This is a genomic window from Lacrimispora sp. (assembly GCF_036758025.1).
GTDB lineage: Bacteria > Bacillota > Clostridia > Lachnospirales > Lachnospiraceae > Lacrimispora.
This window is the reverse complement of the sequence record NZ_DAIOXM010000007.1, coordinates 147115-163567: the sequence shown is the minus strand read 5'-3', so window position 1 is coordinate 163567 and position 16453 is coordinate 147115. Positions and strand designations below refer to the sequence as shown.

Sequence of the window (16453 nt, the reverse complement as noted above, 5' to 3'; positions counted from 1 at the left end):
GCCTGAAAGAAGTTTTTGCCGCCGTTTTCAGCGGCGAGTTATATCATAACAAAGGGGGAGGGAAATGTCAACAACTTTTTAAAACTTTTTTGTTTATTTTGAAAAACGTGATTTTTGCAACAATTTCCACATTTAACCAGAGCCCGATCTTCTTAATTACAAAGACCAGGCTCCATGGAAAATCTTAGTTTTTCTTTCCGCAGCATTTCTTATGTTTTTTCCCACTTCCGCATGGACATGGATCGTTGGGATATACTTTTTCAATGTTTTTTCTTTGGACAGATTTCTCTTCCAGGCCCTTCATGACCATTTCATAAGGCTTATGGCCTCTGTTGAGCACCAGCCGGGTGTGATTCCAGACATCATTGATAATAGAAGAAAAGGCTTTTGTCTGTTCATCATTTTCAAATACAACTTCTGCCTCTTCCAGATCGTCAATTAGATCCTGAAGCTGCCCTCCTGTGCTGATTTCTGCCTGGACCTGATGCAGAATGTATGGAATCCTGTCTTCCGGAACATTCATTACTTCAGCCAGGAACTTGCCGAGACGGTCTAATTCCTCAGTCATGATAAAGCCTGAGTTGTCCGCCATGGAACGGATTTCTGACCGGGTGGGAATATAATAAGGAACCTTTTTCTGCATTTTCAGCAGTTCCCTAAGACCGTTCTGCTCCATCAGAGCGCCGTCTGCAAAATTGCCGTCTACGTATGCAACGAGACAGCGGTATGGTAAAAGAAGCTCATAGGCCTGATTCAGTTCTTCCAAAGTGAGCTTGGCGTCTTCGTACTTATTAAATGTTTCCAGCACGACAGAGGGAGGGGTAACTGCATACAGGAAATTGGCTGCCAAAAGGTAGTCCCCGATTTTACTGAGGCGTCTGCGCTTTTCTTCAAATTCCGGCGTATTCCATTCTTTGTATGCCTTTATTACTTCTTCTGCTGCCGCAAAACTGCCGTCAGCTCCCGCAGTCACATAGCCTCCTGCGTAAAGAAAGTCCATTCCTTCCAGTTCGGAGTCTAAAAGCTTATGGTTTCCTGCTGCAACCTGTTCAAACAGCTTAATTTCTGAATCACGGGCACAGAGGAAATAAGAGCTCATAACTTCCTTATCTAAAATATGGGCGATAATCTGTTCTGCCAGCTCTTCCTTTTTTAACTTAGAAAGTCCGCTCATGTGGTGTCTTCTTCCGATCTCCAGAAGGCTGTTTTTGTCATAGCAGTCATATATGTCCTTGATATGGACTTCTTCCTGTCCCTGATTTCCATTGCCGCTCAGGCGTTTGTTGACATCTTCTATATGATAAGGCTTAATCTTTTTTGATGCTTGTTCTAAAAGCTCATAGTATCCGGCCATGTCCCCACAGCTTTCCGGAATGGAATCTCCCTTGAACTTAATGACCTGGGCAAAGCTTTCCTTATAATCTGCGATCACGTCTTCCACCTGGATGGCATAGTCCCAATTATGACAGGTATATATAAATTTATTGGCGCCGGACACCAGCTTGTCAATGGCTGTACCGGTCAATATATATTTAGAATTTTGAAGTCCGCCCTCTTCACTTGGAGCAACCCGTACTCCTTCGGACCGGAATTCAAATTCATACAGGTGATCATCGGTCCGGCAGAATGCGGCCTGAATAATCCGGTGCAGTTCTTCAAACGTAATTCCTTCCGGTACAAGAACCCTCCTCCAAACCGGCGGCTTACTACCTTTGATCGTGATTTTCAATTGATATGCTCCCATGAAAACGTCCTCCTGTTTCCCTCCGTTCCTGTACATTTCTGATTAAGGAACGTTTCTTCTTTCTTCTTTTTAAGATCAAGTGTACGTTACAATTTACCACATTTTCGCCCATTCTGTCCAGTCCATCCCTTGTTTTTTTGCAAATCAGGCTAACTTTTCTGATTTATTTCAAATAGCAGCTTTACACAACCTTTACATTTTCTATACAGAAACATGATATCAAAAGAATTTAGAGGCTGATATACTTCATCATGTAAGCGAAAGCAATTTATGAGAAAAGAGGAGAATAACAATGATGAAAAAAAGATATGGCAAAGTATTTGCACTTGCAGGAGCAGCAGCTTTGATTATGGGAAGCTTAGCCGGATGCGGCAGCAGTAATACAGAGACAAAAGCCCCTGAGACACAGGCTTCAGCCGCAGGAACATCTGCCGGAACCACTGCAGCAGCTTCCAGCGAAGAAGCAGCAGCTGATTTAAAGGGTTCCATCAGCATGGTAGGTTCCACTTCTATGGAGAAGTTCGCAACTGCTTTAGGTGAAATTTTTATGGAAAAATATCCTGACGTTACCGTTCAGAGTGAATTCATCGGATCTGGCGCAGGAATTGAGGCAGCCGGAAACGGTTCTGCAGATATAGGAAACTCTTCCCGTAACTTAAAGGATGAGGAAAAAGCAAGTGGCATTGCTGAAAACATCGTTGCAATCGATGGAATCGCAGTGGTTACCCACACTGGTAATACAGCAGAGAGCCTGACAAAAGATGAACTGATTAACATTTACAACGGAACAATCACTAACTGGAAAGATGCAGGCGGCGCTGATCAGCCAATCGTTGTAATCGGACGTGAAGCCGGTTCCGGTACAAGAAGTGCATTTGAAGAGCTGTTAAAACTGGAAGACGCATGCAAGTACAGCAATGAATTAGACAGCACCGGTGCAGTTATGGCCAAGGTAGCTTCTACTCCCGGCTCCATCGGATATGTTTCCTTAGACGTTCTTGATGACTCAGTAAAAGCCCTGAGCCTGGAAGGTACAGCACCTACTCCAGAAAACATCAAGGCTGGTTCTTACTTCTTAAGCCGTCCCTTCGTTATGGCTACTAAGGGAGAAATCTCTGAGCAGAAGGATGTGGTACAGGCATTGTTTGAGTTTATCCACTCTGACGAAGGAAAAGAGCTGGTTGAATCCGTTGGCCTGATTCCGGCTAACTAATAAATAAAAAGATAACATAACAGAGGGATACAGCAGCCAATCCTGTTGTATCCCCGTTTTACGAAAGGAGCTTGTTTATGCAACCAAAGTCTTATTCCATATTCGGAGGACAGGGAAGCAAATCAGGCGTGGAAAGAACTGCAGAAGTGGTCTTTACTATCTGCGGTTCCTTTGCCGTTCTGGCTGTTGCTTCTATCAGTCTTTACATGCTTCTCAGCGGTACTCCGGCGCTTTTTAAGGTGGGAATCCTGGATATTTTGTTCGGTACTGTCTGGCAGCCACAGGCAGCTGTGCCCAGCTTTGGTATCCTCTATGTTATTTTAACTTCCATTGTAGGAACAGCCCTGGCAATTCTTATCGGAGTTCCCATCGGAGTCATGACCGCTGTTTTCCTGGCGGAAACTGCTCCCGCCAAGCTGGCAGGGGTGGTGCGCCCGGCAGTGGAGCTGCTGGCAGGTATTCCTTCTGTTGTTTACGGACTTCTTGGAATCCTGATCTTAAACCCTCTTATGTATAAGCTGGAATTGAAACTGTTTGCAGGCTCCCAGACCCACCAGTTTACAGGAGGCGCAAATTTGATTTCTGCGGTTCTGGTTCTGGCTTTGATGATTCTTCCTACGGTAATCAATATCAGCGAAACAGCCCTCCGCTCTGTGCCTGGGCATTTCAGGAGCGCTTCCCTGGCCCTTGGGGCCACCAAGATCCAGACTATTTTTCATGTGGTGATTCCGGCTGCAAAATCAGGCATCATCACCTCTATCGTACTTGGAACAGGGCGGGCCATCGGTGAGGCCATGGCTATCAGCCTGGTTTCCGGAAGCGTGGTAAATATGCCGCTTCCATTTAACTCTGTCCGCTTTCTGACCACTGCCATTGTATCAGAAATGTCCTACTCTTCCGGACTCCACAAACAGGTGCTTTTTACCATCGGACTTGTTCTGTTTGCATTTATTATGATCATTAATGTTTCCCTCAGCAGACTGTTAAAGAAGTCCGCAGTAGAGGCAGACCGGCCCATAAAAGTCAAGGGAAGCTCAAAGAAAGGAGATGAACGCCATGACCAATAATTTAGTCATTCCAGCCCAGCAAAATCCTGCTGCTTCATACAGCATTTACAACCGGAAAACCAGGATTTCAGATATGGTTCTGACAGCACTCATTTATTTGTGCGCTTCTGTCTCCATTCTGGTCCTGATCGGAATTATGGGCTATGTATTTGCCCGGGGAATTTCCCAAATCAACGTAGAATTCTTGACCACCGTTCCCAGCACAATTAAAGGAACCTTTGGTATTATCGGAAATATTGTAAATACTTTATATATCGTTATTATCACATTGCTGATTGCCACTCCCATGGGCGTGGGGTCTGCCATTTACTTAAATGAATATGCAAAGGGAGGCAGGGCAGTCCGTGTGATCGAATTTACGACAGAAACTTTATCCGGCATTCCTTCTATTATCTTTGGTCTGTTCGGCTACGTATTTTTCGGAACCACTTTAAGGCTTGGATATTCCATTCTCACCGGTTCCCTGACCTTGTCCCTTATGATCCTGCCCCTTATTACCAGAACCACCCAGGAAGCTTTAAAGACCGTTCCTGAAAGCTACCGGTCAGGTGCTTTGGGCATCGGAGCTACCAAGTGGTATATGATCCGGACCATTCTTCTTCCCAGTGCCATGCCCGGTATTGTTACGGGTGTTATTCTGTCCATCGGACGAATTGTGGGAGAATCTGCTGCCCTTCTCTTTACGGCAGGAAGCGGCTACCTTCTTCCAAAGGACTTTTTCGGAAAAGTATTGGAATCCGGCGGAACCTTGACTATTCAGCTTTACTTATCCATGCAGAAGGCCAAATACGACCAGGCTTTTGGAATCGCAGTTGTTCTTCTGGTCATTGTACTGGCAATCAATGGATTGGCAAAGTTTCTCTCCCATAAATTCAATACGGAGGTTAAAGAATCATGAGTACTAATACGGTTAAAATTTCAACAAGCAATTTAAATCTTCACTACGGCACAAATCATGCGTTAAAAAATATTAGCTTAGATCTTTATAAAAATAAAATTACTGCCTTTATCGGGCCTTCCGGCTGCGGAAAATCCACTTATTTAAAAACCTTAAACCGGATGAATGACCTGGTTCCCGGGGTTGTTATTGAGGGAGAGGTTTTACTGGATGGGGAAAATATTTACGATCCAAGAGTGGATACCACCCTTCTGCGCAAGAAAATCGGAATGGTATTCCAGCAGCCTAATCCATTTCCCATGAGCATTTATGACAATGTGGCTTATGGACCCAGAATCCACGGCATTAAGAATAAATCAGAGCTTGACGCCATTGTGGAAAGAAGCTTAAAGGGAGCGGCTCTTTGGGATGAGGTTTCAGACCGGCTGAAAAAATCAGCTCTGGGCCTTTCCGGAGGCCAGCAGCAGCGCCTTTGCATTGCCCGGGCCCTGGCTGTTGAACCGGAAGTTCTTCTCATGGATGAGCCTACTTCGGCCTTAGATCCTATTTCTACTTTAAAAATTGAGGATTTAATGGATGAATTGAAGGAGAAATATACAGTGGCAATCGTTACCCACAACATGCAGCAGGCCACCAGAATTGCAGATCACACCGCATTTTTCCTGGTGGGAGAAGTGGTGGAATACGCTCCCACTACTGAGCTGTTCACCGTGCCCAAGGATTCCAGAACCGAGGACTATATTACAGGACGTTTTGGCTGATCCGGCTTATTTATAGAAGAAGAGGAGATACGAACATGTCAATGAGAGTTAATTATGAACATGAATTGGGTCTTTTAAATAATGACATTAAGGAAATGGGGAGGCTGGTTGAAAACTCCATTGAACAATGCTTTATCGCTTTTGAAGACCAGAATTTTGAAAAAGCAGAGGATATTATCAAAGGGGACAGGACCATCAATGACCTGGAACGTTCTATTGAAGCCCGCTGTCTGTCCCTGATCCTGCGCCAGCAGCCGGTTGCTGGGGACTTGAGAGTGGTTTCCAGCGCCCTTAAGGTGGTTACTGACTTAGAGAGAATCGGCGATCACGCTTCTGACATTGCAGAACTGGTTCTGCGCTTAAAGGGAGAACACGTTTACCATGTGATCCGCCACATTCCGGCTATGGCCGCAGCGGCGAAGGAAATGGTTCACGCTTCTATCGAGGCTTTTATCAATCAGGATTTAGAGGCCGCAAAGGAACTCCAGAAAAAAGATGATGTGGTGGATGAACTGTTTGACAAGGTGAAAACTGATGTGGTGGAATTATTAAAACAGCCCAGCGGACACATTGACCAGTGTATCGATCTGCTGATGGTGGCAAAATATCTGGAGCGTATTGGAGATCACGCTGTCAATGTATGTGAATGGACGGAATTTGCTAAGACAGGGGCTTTGAAGAATGTGAGGATTCTGTAGGGGGTGTTGAAAATGTCAATTTGACATTTCATTATGTTTTTTATATAATTACATTAAAAATATAAACGCTGTGCTTTCTTCACCGGATGAAGGCATATAAGGCATTCAGGAATAAACCGCAGGTACGGTGTGATTTTCACACTATAAGGTTTGTTCCTGGGTGCTTTTTGTTTTGAGGAGGTTCATATGATAATAAAAAAGTACAATTATTTACCGGAAGAAGCTTCGCAAATAAGAATAGACGTGTTTGTGGAGGAACAGGGATTTTGCCATGAATTTGATGCTGTTGATGATACTGCTGTACATCTGGTGATGTTTGATGAGTCATCGCCTGTGGCTACATGCCGTTATTATTGGAATGAAGACAAGAATTCCTACGCTGTGGGACGGATTGCTGTCAGGAAGGAGTATCGCGGAAAAGAGATGGGAGCTAAAATCTTATCAGAAGCCGAAAGACAGATAAAAGAAACAGGCGGACAAGAAGCATATCTATCCGCCCAGGTCAGAGCTGCCGGGTTCTATAAAAAGCAGGGATATTCTGTCTCAGGAGAAGAATATGGAGATGAGCACTGTCCTCATATCTGGATGAGAAAACGTCTTGAAAGCTGATTATTTGTCCAAAAAATCAGGGCTGAAGGCTAAAAACATTCCTTCAACCCTGATTCTGTTTACATAACTCTATGTTCTTACAGCATAGCCGCTCCTCTACAATATGTCTGCACCACATCATAGGAATCTTCAAGGACTACCATATCTGCATCGTATCCGGCAACCAGTCTTCCCTTTCTGTCGTCCACGCCAAGGCACTTTGCCGGGTTGATGGTACAGGAATTCAGCGCCGAATCAAAGGGCACCATAGCCTCTTCCACCAAAATCTTCAGACCTATATTAGACTTCAGCGTACTTCCCGAAATCGTATCCGTTCCCTTCAAATATGCCAGACCATTTTCCCTGATCTCAATACTATGACCGCCTAACTGATATTCATTTCCCGCAGGGCAATGCTTTGCGCAAAGAGAATCCGTAATCATGATGGCATGATCTTTTCCCTTTATGGTGTAATAATTATTAAGCGCCGCCAAATGGGAATGGCAGCCATCGCAAATGATCTCACCGTATATATCACGAACTCTGAATGCAGTTCCCACCAGCCCCGGATCCCGGTGATGATAGGGTGTCATGCCGTTATATACATGGGTCATAGAGGTTGCCCCGTTTGCAATCCCCATAAGCGCCTGCTCATAGGTGGCAGATGAATGACCCATGCTCACCACCACTCCGGTATCCTTGCAATACCTTGTCAGGGCAAAGTTCTCATCATGCTCCGGAGCAAGGGTAATGTATTTAATCATGCCCTTGGCCGCTTCCTGATATTTCTGAAACTGTGTTATGGAAGCGGATGCAATTGCCTCAGGAGGCTGGGCCCCTTTGTACTTCATGTCCAGGTAAGGCCCTTCAAAATGAATTCCCAGGATCTCTGCCCCTTCATATCCGTTTTCCGCCACAAAGGCCACATTGGCAACTGCTTTCTCCAATACTTCCGGCATCTGGGTCACTGTGGTAGGAAGGATGGAGGTTACTCCTTCTTCTGGTATCCGTCTCATCCAGTTCCGCAGCCCCTCCGGTTCTCCGTCATTGGTATCGTATCCATAAGCCCCGTGAGTATGAATATCAATAAATCCGGGAACGATCCGTTTATCGCCATAATCCCGGTCTGCCTCCGACTCTCCGTAAGGGCGGACCGCATTGATCTTTCCGTCTACGATCTGAAGCTGTGCCGGGATGAACTGGCCTGCAATCCATACCCTTCTGCTCTGTATTATCATTAAAGTAACCTCCCTTTTCTGTTTTCTAACCCTTTGTCCTCAGTATAAACAGTTCTTTCCAGATTTTCAAGCAGGTTTCAAAATCTTTTTCAAAGGCATTTTACAAAGGGATGGGCCACCGGATGAGAACGCGGAATAAATCAGCTTCCACTTCCACCTGAAGCCTTCCGTTCTGAAGCTCCACAAAGCTTTTGGCAATCGCCATTCCAAGGCCTGACCCTTCCGTGTTGCGGGACTGGTCGCCCCGGGCAAACCGCTCCGTAATCTCCTGGGGGTTGAAGGTCAGTTCGGAGGCGGAAATATTTTTTAAGGTGATGGTCACATAGCCATCTTCTTTTTTCATATCAATGTAGGCCCTGGTGTCAGGCATTCCGTATTTGATGATATTTGTTAAAAGGTTGTCAAATATCCGGTAGGTCTTCTGACTGTCCAGGGGAAGGACTATTTTTTCATCGGGCAGATTCCAGCGGAAATCAATGGCAGACTCTTCTATCTTATCACTGAGTTCATAGCTGACTTCCTTTAAGAGGCTGACAATGTCCACATCCTCTAAGTTTAAGGTGACATTGTTGCTGTTGGCCTTGCTGATCTCAAACAAATCTTCTATAAGAGACTTTAAGCGCATGGACTTTTGTTCCAGAATGTCAATGTAGGCCTTTCGCTGTTCCGGAGTCACATGCTCTTCTCTTAAAAGATTTACATAGGTTATAATGGCAGTCAAAGGTGTTTTCAAATCGTGGGACATGTTGCTGATTAAGTCTGTTTTCAGCTTCTGGCTTTTTACTTCCTCGTCTACAGCCACCTTAAACCCGCTCTGTATCTTCTGGATTTCCTTTTTAAAGGGTTCAAATACGCCCAGATCTTCTTCAATGGCTATCTCTAAATTTCCTTCTGCGATCTGGTTGGTGGCCTTTAAAAGCACACCGTATTTCTGGCTTAAATCCCTGTAATATTTTCTCATAAGAACAAACAGGGCGATGGAATAGATCACAAGAGCTCCAATTCCCAAAAACCACAGACTGCAGAGAATTGCCAGAATGATGAAGTTCACACCTATGATCCGTAAAATGGTTTTATCCGACTGATCCTGGAGATCAACTCCAGATAAAAAATCATAGACCTTCCTACAAAGCCATTTTACCCATTTCCAGAAATACCCGAAAAAGGTCCGGTCCCTGATGTATGCCTTAAGGCCGATGTGAAACACATCCCTCATGCATAAGACGGCCCAGTATACGATTGCAAAGGGCAGGGCCCACCAAAGCAGGTTCCATAGTTTTACCATCACACCGGCGGCAGTTGGAAGGAAGTTGGCCCGGAGAAGGGTATTTTCCAGTTCTCCTCGGTTGGTCATTGCCACAAGGCCCGTAAGCCCGGCCCCAAAAGCTGCCGCACCGCAGCCAACAGCAAATACCGCTTCAAAGGGAGTTCTCAAAATCCGGCTGTCCTCTGCCCATGTAACATCAAAGCAGGAAAAAAGAAAGGCCAGAATTCCCACTGCGCACGCAAGCCCCAGAAAAACCCAGGGTATAACTCCGGAGACATGATAGGAGTTCCAGTCTGTTCCCTGAGTCTCCTTAAGGGCAGCAGCCTGCTGGGCTGTCATACCATAGGCAAAGGTTATATTCCTGGGGCTTGTGAACTTCAGCTCAGGTTCATAAATGTATTGTCCCCAATAGCTGTTTTCCATGGGATCCCGCTCTCCATATGACTGGATTCTGCCTCCAAAGCCTGCTGCGTTCTCTCCGTCTGCCTCCGCCACCTCCATACGGCCCAGGCTGTCGTAATGAAGCACTGCCTTAAATACATACTCCCCGCTTTGAGAAATGGAGCGTCCCTGGGCATGATCGGATAATATTTCTCCGTTTTCACCCAGAATCTGATAATCCACGTAATGACGCACACTGCCAAATTCCCGGCCCCAGCTTTCGTATTCCTGCATCATGTTTTTGCGCAGAGTCTTTAAATATTCATTTTTATCCTCCGGCCCTTCTTCATATTCCTGAACGGCTGATTCCCCTTCAATCACTGGGGCTTCTTCTCCCACGCTCTTTTGTTCTTCTGCCTGGGGAAAAAAATACCGGAAAGGAGAAATCACCTCTCCCTGCTCACGCTGTGCCTGCTCCATGGCAAGGACGTAATTGCCTGATACCAGCTTCCGGAGGAAGGATTCATCTTCGTAGACCTGTTCTTCATACCTGGCTGATTCATTTTTAAAAAATGGGTACAGGCCCACCATGACTGCCGCTGCCGACAATACCACTGTTATAGCAAGGATCAGGCTGATCCTATGCCTGTTTTTCAATTTTGTATCCAACTCCCCACACCACCTTTAAATATTTGGGTTCCCTGGGATTGATCTCGATTTTTTCCCGGATCTTCCTTACATGAACCATGATTGTATCCGTATTGACAGCTCTTTCATTCCAGACTCTCTCGTAAATCTCTTCTGCGGAAAACACCCGCCCCGGGTTTTTCATAAGAAGGGCAAGAATCTTAAATTCTATGGGAGTGAGCCTGGCAGGCTTTTCATCTACCATTACCTCCACCGTATCTTCGTTCAGTTCCAGGCCGCCTATGACATAGACATTGCTTTTTTCCTTTTCTTCCTTGGCTTCCAGCATATCCATGTACTTCCCATACCGCCTGAGCTGGGAATTGACCCGGGCAAGCAGTTCCATGGGGGTAAAAGGCTTTGACACATAATCGTCGGCCCCGATATTAAGCCCCATGATCTTATCCACTTCCTCTGATTTTGCCGACAGAATAATGACCGGAAAATCATGGTTCTGCCTCAGTTTCACCGTCATGGTGATACCATCCATGCGGGGCATCATCACATCCACAATGGCAAGGTGGATTTCTTCCCGCTCCAGTATCTTAAGGCCCTCAATTCCGTCTGCCGCCTGAAATACCTGGTATCCCTGGCTTCTCAAATAAATCTCTACCCCTTCTCTGATTTCTTTATCATCCTCCACCAGTAAAATGTGGTTTCTCTCCATCTGATTACTCCTTTCTTCATTTACGCCCATGATTTTAGACACACTGGTATGCCATAAGGATACCCAACCATTCTTAAATCCAATAACCGGGAAAACGAAACAATTTCTAAATTTTAAATATAAAAGGCCCAAAGGAAAGTTATGATTTTCCCTTGGGCCCCTTTAAGGAAATCCGGGTTGCCAAAAGGCTTATCGGACGTCCTCGGAAGTCTTTCTTATATTCGTATCCATCAGCCGGTTAAAGCCCAGCCAGCCGTTATTTTCTCCCGCCCCTTTGATCACTTCGATCATGGTTTCTATCTTTGCATCTGTGTTATCTGCAAAGTTTAAGGCAAGGGCTTCAATTAAGGCCGGTTTTTTGGGAGAGCCGTATTCCAGTTCTCCGTGATGGGAAATAATGCAGTGCTTTAATTCAGAAGCCAGCTTTTCCGGGAAACCGTCAATGGTCCGTATCCTCTCTCCCACCATTTCTGTTCCTATGATGATGTGGCCCAGAAGCTGTCCGTCGTCGGTGTAATCATTTTCCGGAAATGTGGAAAGCTCTTTGGTCTTTCCGATATCATGAAAGGCTGCTGCCGTAATCAGCAGATCCCGGTTGATGACGGGATAATAGCCTGCGTAGTAATCACACAGCTTGATCACGCTTAAGGTGTGCTCCAGCAGTCCGCCCACAAATCCGTGGTGAACGCTTTTGGCTGCGGAATGGAACTGAAACGCCTTAGCAAAAGCAGGGTCGTCCGCAAAAAAGCTTTCCAGAAGCTTTTTCAGATAAGGACTTTTTATGGTTCTGATGAAGCCGAGAAGTTCTTCGTACATCAGTCCGATATTCTTGGAGGATACAGGTAAGTAATCGCCTGGAGTAAATTCTTCTTCCCCGGCTTTTCTGATCCGTTTGATATTTAACTGGTTGGAATTTTGGAACACGGTCACATCTGCGTCCACGTATACATAGTCCAGTGTCTCAAAATTCCCAATTCCCGGAGAGCCTAAGTCCCAGATCTTGGCATCGACCGTACCGGTCTTGTCCTGCAGAATCAGGTTTCCGTACTCTTTTCCTGACTTGGTAAGAGCAATCTGCCTGTTTTTACATAAATACACATCTGAAACATGCATTCCTTCCCGGAATGATTCAATATATCTCATTCTTTTCCTCCATATTCTAGCTTCAGGCAACATGGAAGCCAGGAAAATTACCTGGCTCCAATGGTTACCGGATATTGAATCTCTTTATATTCTTCTCTCCCATTGCGGGAAACGGTCACAGATATTAAATCTCCCGCATTTAACTTTTCAAGGGCTACCTGGAAATCCTTCATTGTGACAATGGATTCCTCTCCCATGGCGGTTATGATGTCTCCGCTCTGAATTCCGGCGTTATAAGCAGGTCCGTCTCCGTTTGCATCCACCACGTAAACCCCCAAAGGCATTCCTTTGCTGTTCATGGCGGCGCTCACCTCCTGACCCCTGATTCCAAAGTAAGGGAATGCAACGCCTCCGCTCATCCGTTCCAGAATGCTCTTATAATCGGAAATAGCCATGGCAGCCGTCATATCCTTGCTGCTGTCATTTTTATACTGGTCTGTCACCCAGCCGATGATCTGCCCTGCCGTATTCATGAGAAATGTACCTGTTGCAGCATTGGACTTTGCATCAGAATAAAGGATACGGGTAATGCCGTCGGTGACCTGGACATTTCTGGTGATGTAGGTGATAAATCCATAACCGGAAGAGTGGATCATACCTGCAGGTCCGCCTATGGCTATGACCATATCCCCCTGTTTGACAGAATAGGAATTTCCAAGCTCAATGGCCTTTACTTCCTCCAGCAGAGTCTTGCCAAGGCCATCTGTGGAAACACTGACAATAGCCATGCCTGACGGTTTATCCGTCTGCTTGATGGTGCCCGGCACCTCAGTTCCGTCAAAAAACACCACTCGGATGGCTTCTGCGTCTTCCACCGCACCTTCCGGAGTCAAAACTAAAAACTCCTGGTTTGTGGAGGCGATGACCACACCTGCAAACTGGCCCACATTTTCCACCGGATTGTCAAACCAGTCCTTCTGGGTCCTTACAGAATGGACTGCTACCACACCCTTGTCTGCTTTTTGAACGACACCTTTTAAATTCGCGTACAGAGTATTTAAATCCTCCACAGAAAAAGGATACTTTTCCATGGCTGACTTTAATATGTCTTCAATGGGTTCTGTTTCAACCGTTGGTTCTGTCTCTGTCTCAGTGGGTACTGCCTCAGGATCATCTTTTGGTATGGTAACAGGAGTGCTTTCTTCCCTGGATTCCCTGGCAAAAAACTTCTCAGCGGCAGGCAGGGAAACGACAAACGTAACCGCAGCAACCATTCCGAAAATAACTCCGGTCATGGAAAGTCCCAAAATTCTCTTTAACATGTCCCTCTTTGACATGGGCTGCCTTACTATCTTTTCATTGATAAACTGACGGGGTTTGTCCCTCTTATCATCTGGTCCGTTATGTTCCGGCATACTTACCCTCCTTTGCAGAAGACTTAAATACTATTATAAGGTTCTTCGCCTTTTTATGCAAGGAAAACCTTTGAACTTTGACCAGGCTGGAAACCAACCTGAGGATTGCAGTTTTCCTCTTATTTATGTTATACTGTATCCGACACCATTCACGGCAAAATTTATTATTACTGTTCAATATGTAAATCATCTTGCATGACCTTCAGTCATACAAGATGCATCGAAGGTTGCTCCGATGAGAATAATGATGTAAAAACCAGCTTACAAGCAAGCTTGATGCTGATTTTGACTCCATTACTCCGCCGTACTGAACAGTTACGTAAATATTATAAGAAAGTAGAATGAACAATCTATGAACCATAAAGCATTAAAAACATTAGAATACCATAAAATTATTGCACAGCTTACGGAATACGCTTCCTGTGATTTCGGAAAAGAGCTGTGCAGGAATCTGGTCCCTTCCACAGACTACGGAGAAATCGTCCAGTCTCAGAAAGAGACCACCGATGCCGCAACCCGGGTCCGCCAAAAAGGAAGTATCTCCTTTGGAGGCGTTAAGGACATCCGCTCTTCTTTAAAGCGGCTGGAGGTAGGAAGTTCTCTAAGTATTTCAGAGATCCTTGCCGTCAGCACCCTTCTCACGGTTTCAGCCAGAGCAAAGGCTTACGGCCGTCATGAGGAGGAGGAAGGTTCTGAGGATTCCCTGGAAGAGTTTTTCCGGATTCTGGAGCCATTGACTCCGGTTAACACGGAAATCAAGCGGTGCATCCTCTCCGAAGAAGAGGTAAGCGACGATGCCAGTCCGGGGCTTCGCCATGTAAGGCGCTCTATGAAGTCTATCAACGATAAAATTCACACCCAGATGAATTCTATTTTAAATTCCAGCCGGTCCTATCTCCAGGATGCGGTCATTACCATGAGAGACGGGCGCTACTGCCTTCCGGTAAAAGCGGAACACAAATCCCAGGTTTCCGGTATGATCCACGACCAGTCTTCCACCGGTTCCACCTTGTTTATTGAGCCAATGGCAATTGTAAAGCTGAATAATGACTTAAGGACCCTGGAGATACAGGAGCAGAAGGAAATTGAAATGGTCCTGGCTGACTTAAGCAACCAGCTTGCTCCTTATCTGGAGGAGCTGGAAACCAATTTCAGAACCATTACCCAGCTTGATTTTATCTTTGCAAAGGCAGCTCTGTCCAGACATTACAATGGAAGTGAGCCTGTATTTAATACAAAAGGAATTATCAATATTAAAGAAGGGCGCCATCCCCTGCTGGACCCTTCCAAAGTGGTTCCCATCACCATCCACCTGGGCCGCAGCTTTGACCTTTTAATCGTCACCGGTCCCAACACAGGCGGTAAGACGGTTTCCTTAAAAACAGTGGGCTTATTCACCCTTATTGGACAGGCAGGCCTTCACATTCCGGCATTTGACGGTTCTGATCTGGCTGTGTTTGACGAGGTGTTTGCGGATATCGGAGACGAGCAGAGCATTGAGCAAAGCTTAAGTACTTTCTCCTCCCATATGACCAACATTGTCCAGATTCTCAATAAGGCAGACAGCAACTCCCTGTGCCTGTTTGACGAACTGGGGGCCGGAACAGACCCTACTGAGGGAGCGGCTCTGGCAATTGCTATTTTGACCTTCCTCCACAACATGAAATGCCGCACCATGGCTACCACCCATTACAGTGAGTTAAAGGTATTTGCCCTGACCACTCCAGGCGTGGAAAATGCCTGCTGCGAGTTCAATGTAGAGACCTTACAGCCTACCTACCGGCTTTTAATCGGTGTGCCGGGAAAGAGTAATGCTTTTGCCATTTCAAAAAAGCTGGGGCTTCCCGATTATATCATTGAGGATGCTAAGACTCATTTGGAGGCCAAGGATGAGACTTTTGAAGATTTGCTGACTCATCTGGAGGAAAACAGGGTTACCATTGAGCGGGAGCGGATTCATGTGGAATCCTATAAGCGGGAAATCGAGCAGTTAAAGGCCCGTCTGACCCAGAAAGAAGAACGGCTTGACGAGCGTAAGGACAAGATGATCCGGGATGCCAAGGAAGAGGCTCAGAGAATTCTGAGGGATGCCAAGGATACGGCTGACCAGACCATACGCCAGATCAACAAGCTGGCAGCGGACTCAGGCGTTAACAAGGAACTGGAAGCAGAGCGGAGCAGGCTGAGAAGCAAATTGCAGGAAGTGGATTCCTCCCTGTCCTTGAGAAAAGAAAAACAGCAGTCAGGAAAAGGAATCGATCCCAAGACCCTGAGGCTGGGAGACGGAGTCAGGGTCATAAGCATGAATTTAAACGGAACTGTCAGCTCTCTCCCCAATGCAAAGGGAGATTTATATGTGCAAATGGGAATTCTCCGCTCTTTGGTCAACATTTCCGACTTAGAGCTTTTGCAGGAAAAATCAGTTTCCACTCCTTCCGGGGGCGGTTCCAAAAAAATAGGAAGCGGAAGCAGTTCCACCCGCATGTCCAAGTCCTTTTCCATATCGCCTGAGATCAACCTGATCGGAATGACCACGGATGAGGCCATTCCCCAGTTAGACAAATATTTGGATGACGCTTATTTGGCTCACCTTCCCCAGGTGCGGGTTGTCCATGGCAGGGGAACCGGGGCGTTAAAAAATGCGGTCCACAAGCATTTAAAACGATTAAAATATGTAAAGGAATTCCGGCTGGGCGTTTTCGGTGAAGGGGATTCCGGAGTAACCATTGTTTTCTTTAAATAGACT

General features: G+C 45.9%; 14 protein-coding genes. 8 read left to right on the top strand and 6 right to left on the bottom strand.

The window, feature by feature from the left end; all coding sequences use genetic code 11:
- On the top strand, positions 1-188 hold a 188-nt coding region (locus V7M78_RS08565), incomplete at its 5' end, for a hypothetical protein (RefSeq protein ID WP_333648434.1).
- Here V7M78_RS08565 and V7M78_RS08560 read toward each other — a convergent pair.
- A complete protein-coding gene (locus V7M78_RS08560; RefSeq protein ID WP_333648432.1) occupies positions 185-1744 on the bottom strand; it encodes a plasmid pRiA4b ORF-3 family protein in 1560 nt (519 codons plus the stop codon). The genes V7M78_RS08565 and V7M78_RS08560 overlap by 4 nt on opposite strands.
- 295 nt (positions 1745-2039) lie before the next feature.
- On the opposite strand from V7M78_RS08560, the gene V7M78_RS08555 reads away from it, so the two are divergent.
- The 6 genes from V7M78_RS08555 (at position 2040) to V7M78_RS08530 (ending at position 6990) form a co-directional block, all read left to right on the top strand.
- Positions 2040-2957 (top strand): phosphate ABC transporter substrate-binding protein, encoded by a 918-nt coding sequence (locus V7M78_RS08555; protein WP_333648444.1) that lies wholly within the window; start codon positions 2040-2042, stop codon positions 2955-2957.
- A gap of 77 nt (positions 2958-3034) precedes the next feature.
- A complete protein-coding gene (gene pstC / locus V7M78_RS08550; RefSeq protein ID WP_333648430.1) occupies positions 3035-4024 on the top strand; it encodes a phosphate ABC transporter permease subunit PstC in 990 nt (329 codons plus the stop codon).
- Positions 4014-4922: a phosphate ABC transporter permease PstA gene (pstA, locus tag V7M78_RS08545; protein WP_333648428.1), complete on the top strand. Its 909-nt coding sequence runs from the start codon at positions 4014-4016 to the stop codon at positions 4920-4922. The genes pstC and pstA overlap by 11 nt, the downstream gene beginning before the upstream one ends.
- The gene (gene pstB / locus V7M78_RS08540) at positions 4919-5683 is read left to right on the top strand and encodes a phosphate ABC transporter ATP-binding protein PstB (RefSeq protein WP_333648426.1); all 765 of its coding nucleotides are present in this window, start codon (positions 4919-4921) and stop codon (positions 5681-5683) included. The genes pstA and pstB overlap by 4 nt, the downstream gene beginning before the upstream one ends.
- 35 nt (positions 5684-5718) lie before the next feature.
- On the top strand, positions 5719-6381 hold the full coding sequence (gene phoU / locus V7M78_RS08535) for a phosphate signaling complex protein PhoU (protein ID WP_333648424.1): 663 nt from the start codon (positions 5719-5721) through the stop codon (positions 6379-6381).
- 186 nt (positions 6382-6567) lie between these two features.
- The gene (locus V7M78_RS08530) at positions 6568-6990 is read left to right on the top strand and encodes a GNAT family N-acetyltransferase (RefSeq protein ID WP_333648422.1); all 423 of its coding nucleotides are present in this window, start codon (positions 6568-6570) and stop codon (positions 6988-6990) included.
- Between the two features lie 77 nt (positions 6991-7067).
- Here the strand turns inward: V7M78_RS08530 and nagA are convergent, their stop codons facing one another.
- The 5 genes from nagA to V7M78_RS08505 all read right to left on the bottom strand — a co-directional run bounded on the left by nagA (position 7068) and on the right by V7M78_RS08505 (position 13707).
- Positions 7068-8207 (bottom strand): N-acetylglucosamine-6-phosphate deacetylase, encoded by a 1140-nt coding sequence (nagA, locus tag V7M78_RS08525; RefSeq protein WP_333648420.1) that lies wholly within the window; start codon positions 8205-8207, stop codon positions 7068-7070.
- Between the two features lie 100 nt (positions 8208-8307).
- Positions 8308-10524 carry a sensor histidine kinase gene (locus tag V7M78_RS08520; protein WP_333648418.1) on the bottom strand — a complete coding sequence of 739 codons (2217 nt, stop codon included), beginning with the start codon at positions 10522-10524 and terminating at the stop codon, positions 8308-8310.
- Positions 10496-11209 (bottom strand): response regulator transcription factor, encoded by a 714-nt coding sequence (locus V7M78_RS08515; RefSeq protein WP_333648416.1) that lies wholly within the window; start codon positions 11207-11209, stop codon positions 10496-10498. The genes V7M78_RS08520 and V7M78_RS08515 overlap by 29 nt, the downstream gene beginning before the upstream one ends.
- 189 nt (positions 11210-11398) lie before the next feature.
- The gene (locus V7M78_RS08510; protein WP_333648414.1) at positions 11399-12352 is read right to left on the bottom strand and encodes a 3'-5' exoribonuclease YhaM family protein; all 954 of its coding nucleotides are present in this window, start codon (positions 12350-12352) and stop codon (positions 11399-11401) included.
- A 47-nt stretch (positions 12353-12399) separates the two neighbouring features.
- Positions 12400-13707, bottom strand: coding sequence for a S1C family serine protease (locus V7M78_RS08505; protein WP_333648412.1), 1308 nt, complete (start codon positions 13705-13707; stop codon positions 12400-12402).
- A 352-nt stretch (positions 13708-14059) separates the two neighbouring features.
- Here V7M78_RS08505 and V7M78_RS08500 point away from each other — a divergent pair, with 352 nt between their 5' ends.
- Positions 14060-16450, top strand: coding sequence for an endonuclease MutS2 (locus tag V7M78_RS08500; protein WP_333648410.1), 2391 nt, complete (start codon positions 14060-14062; stop codon positions 16448-16450).
- Positions 16451-16453: the final 3 nt, after the last annotated feature.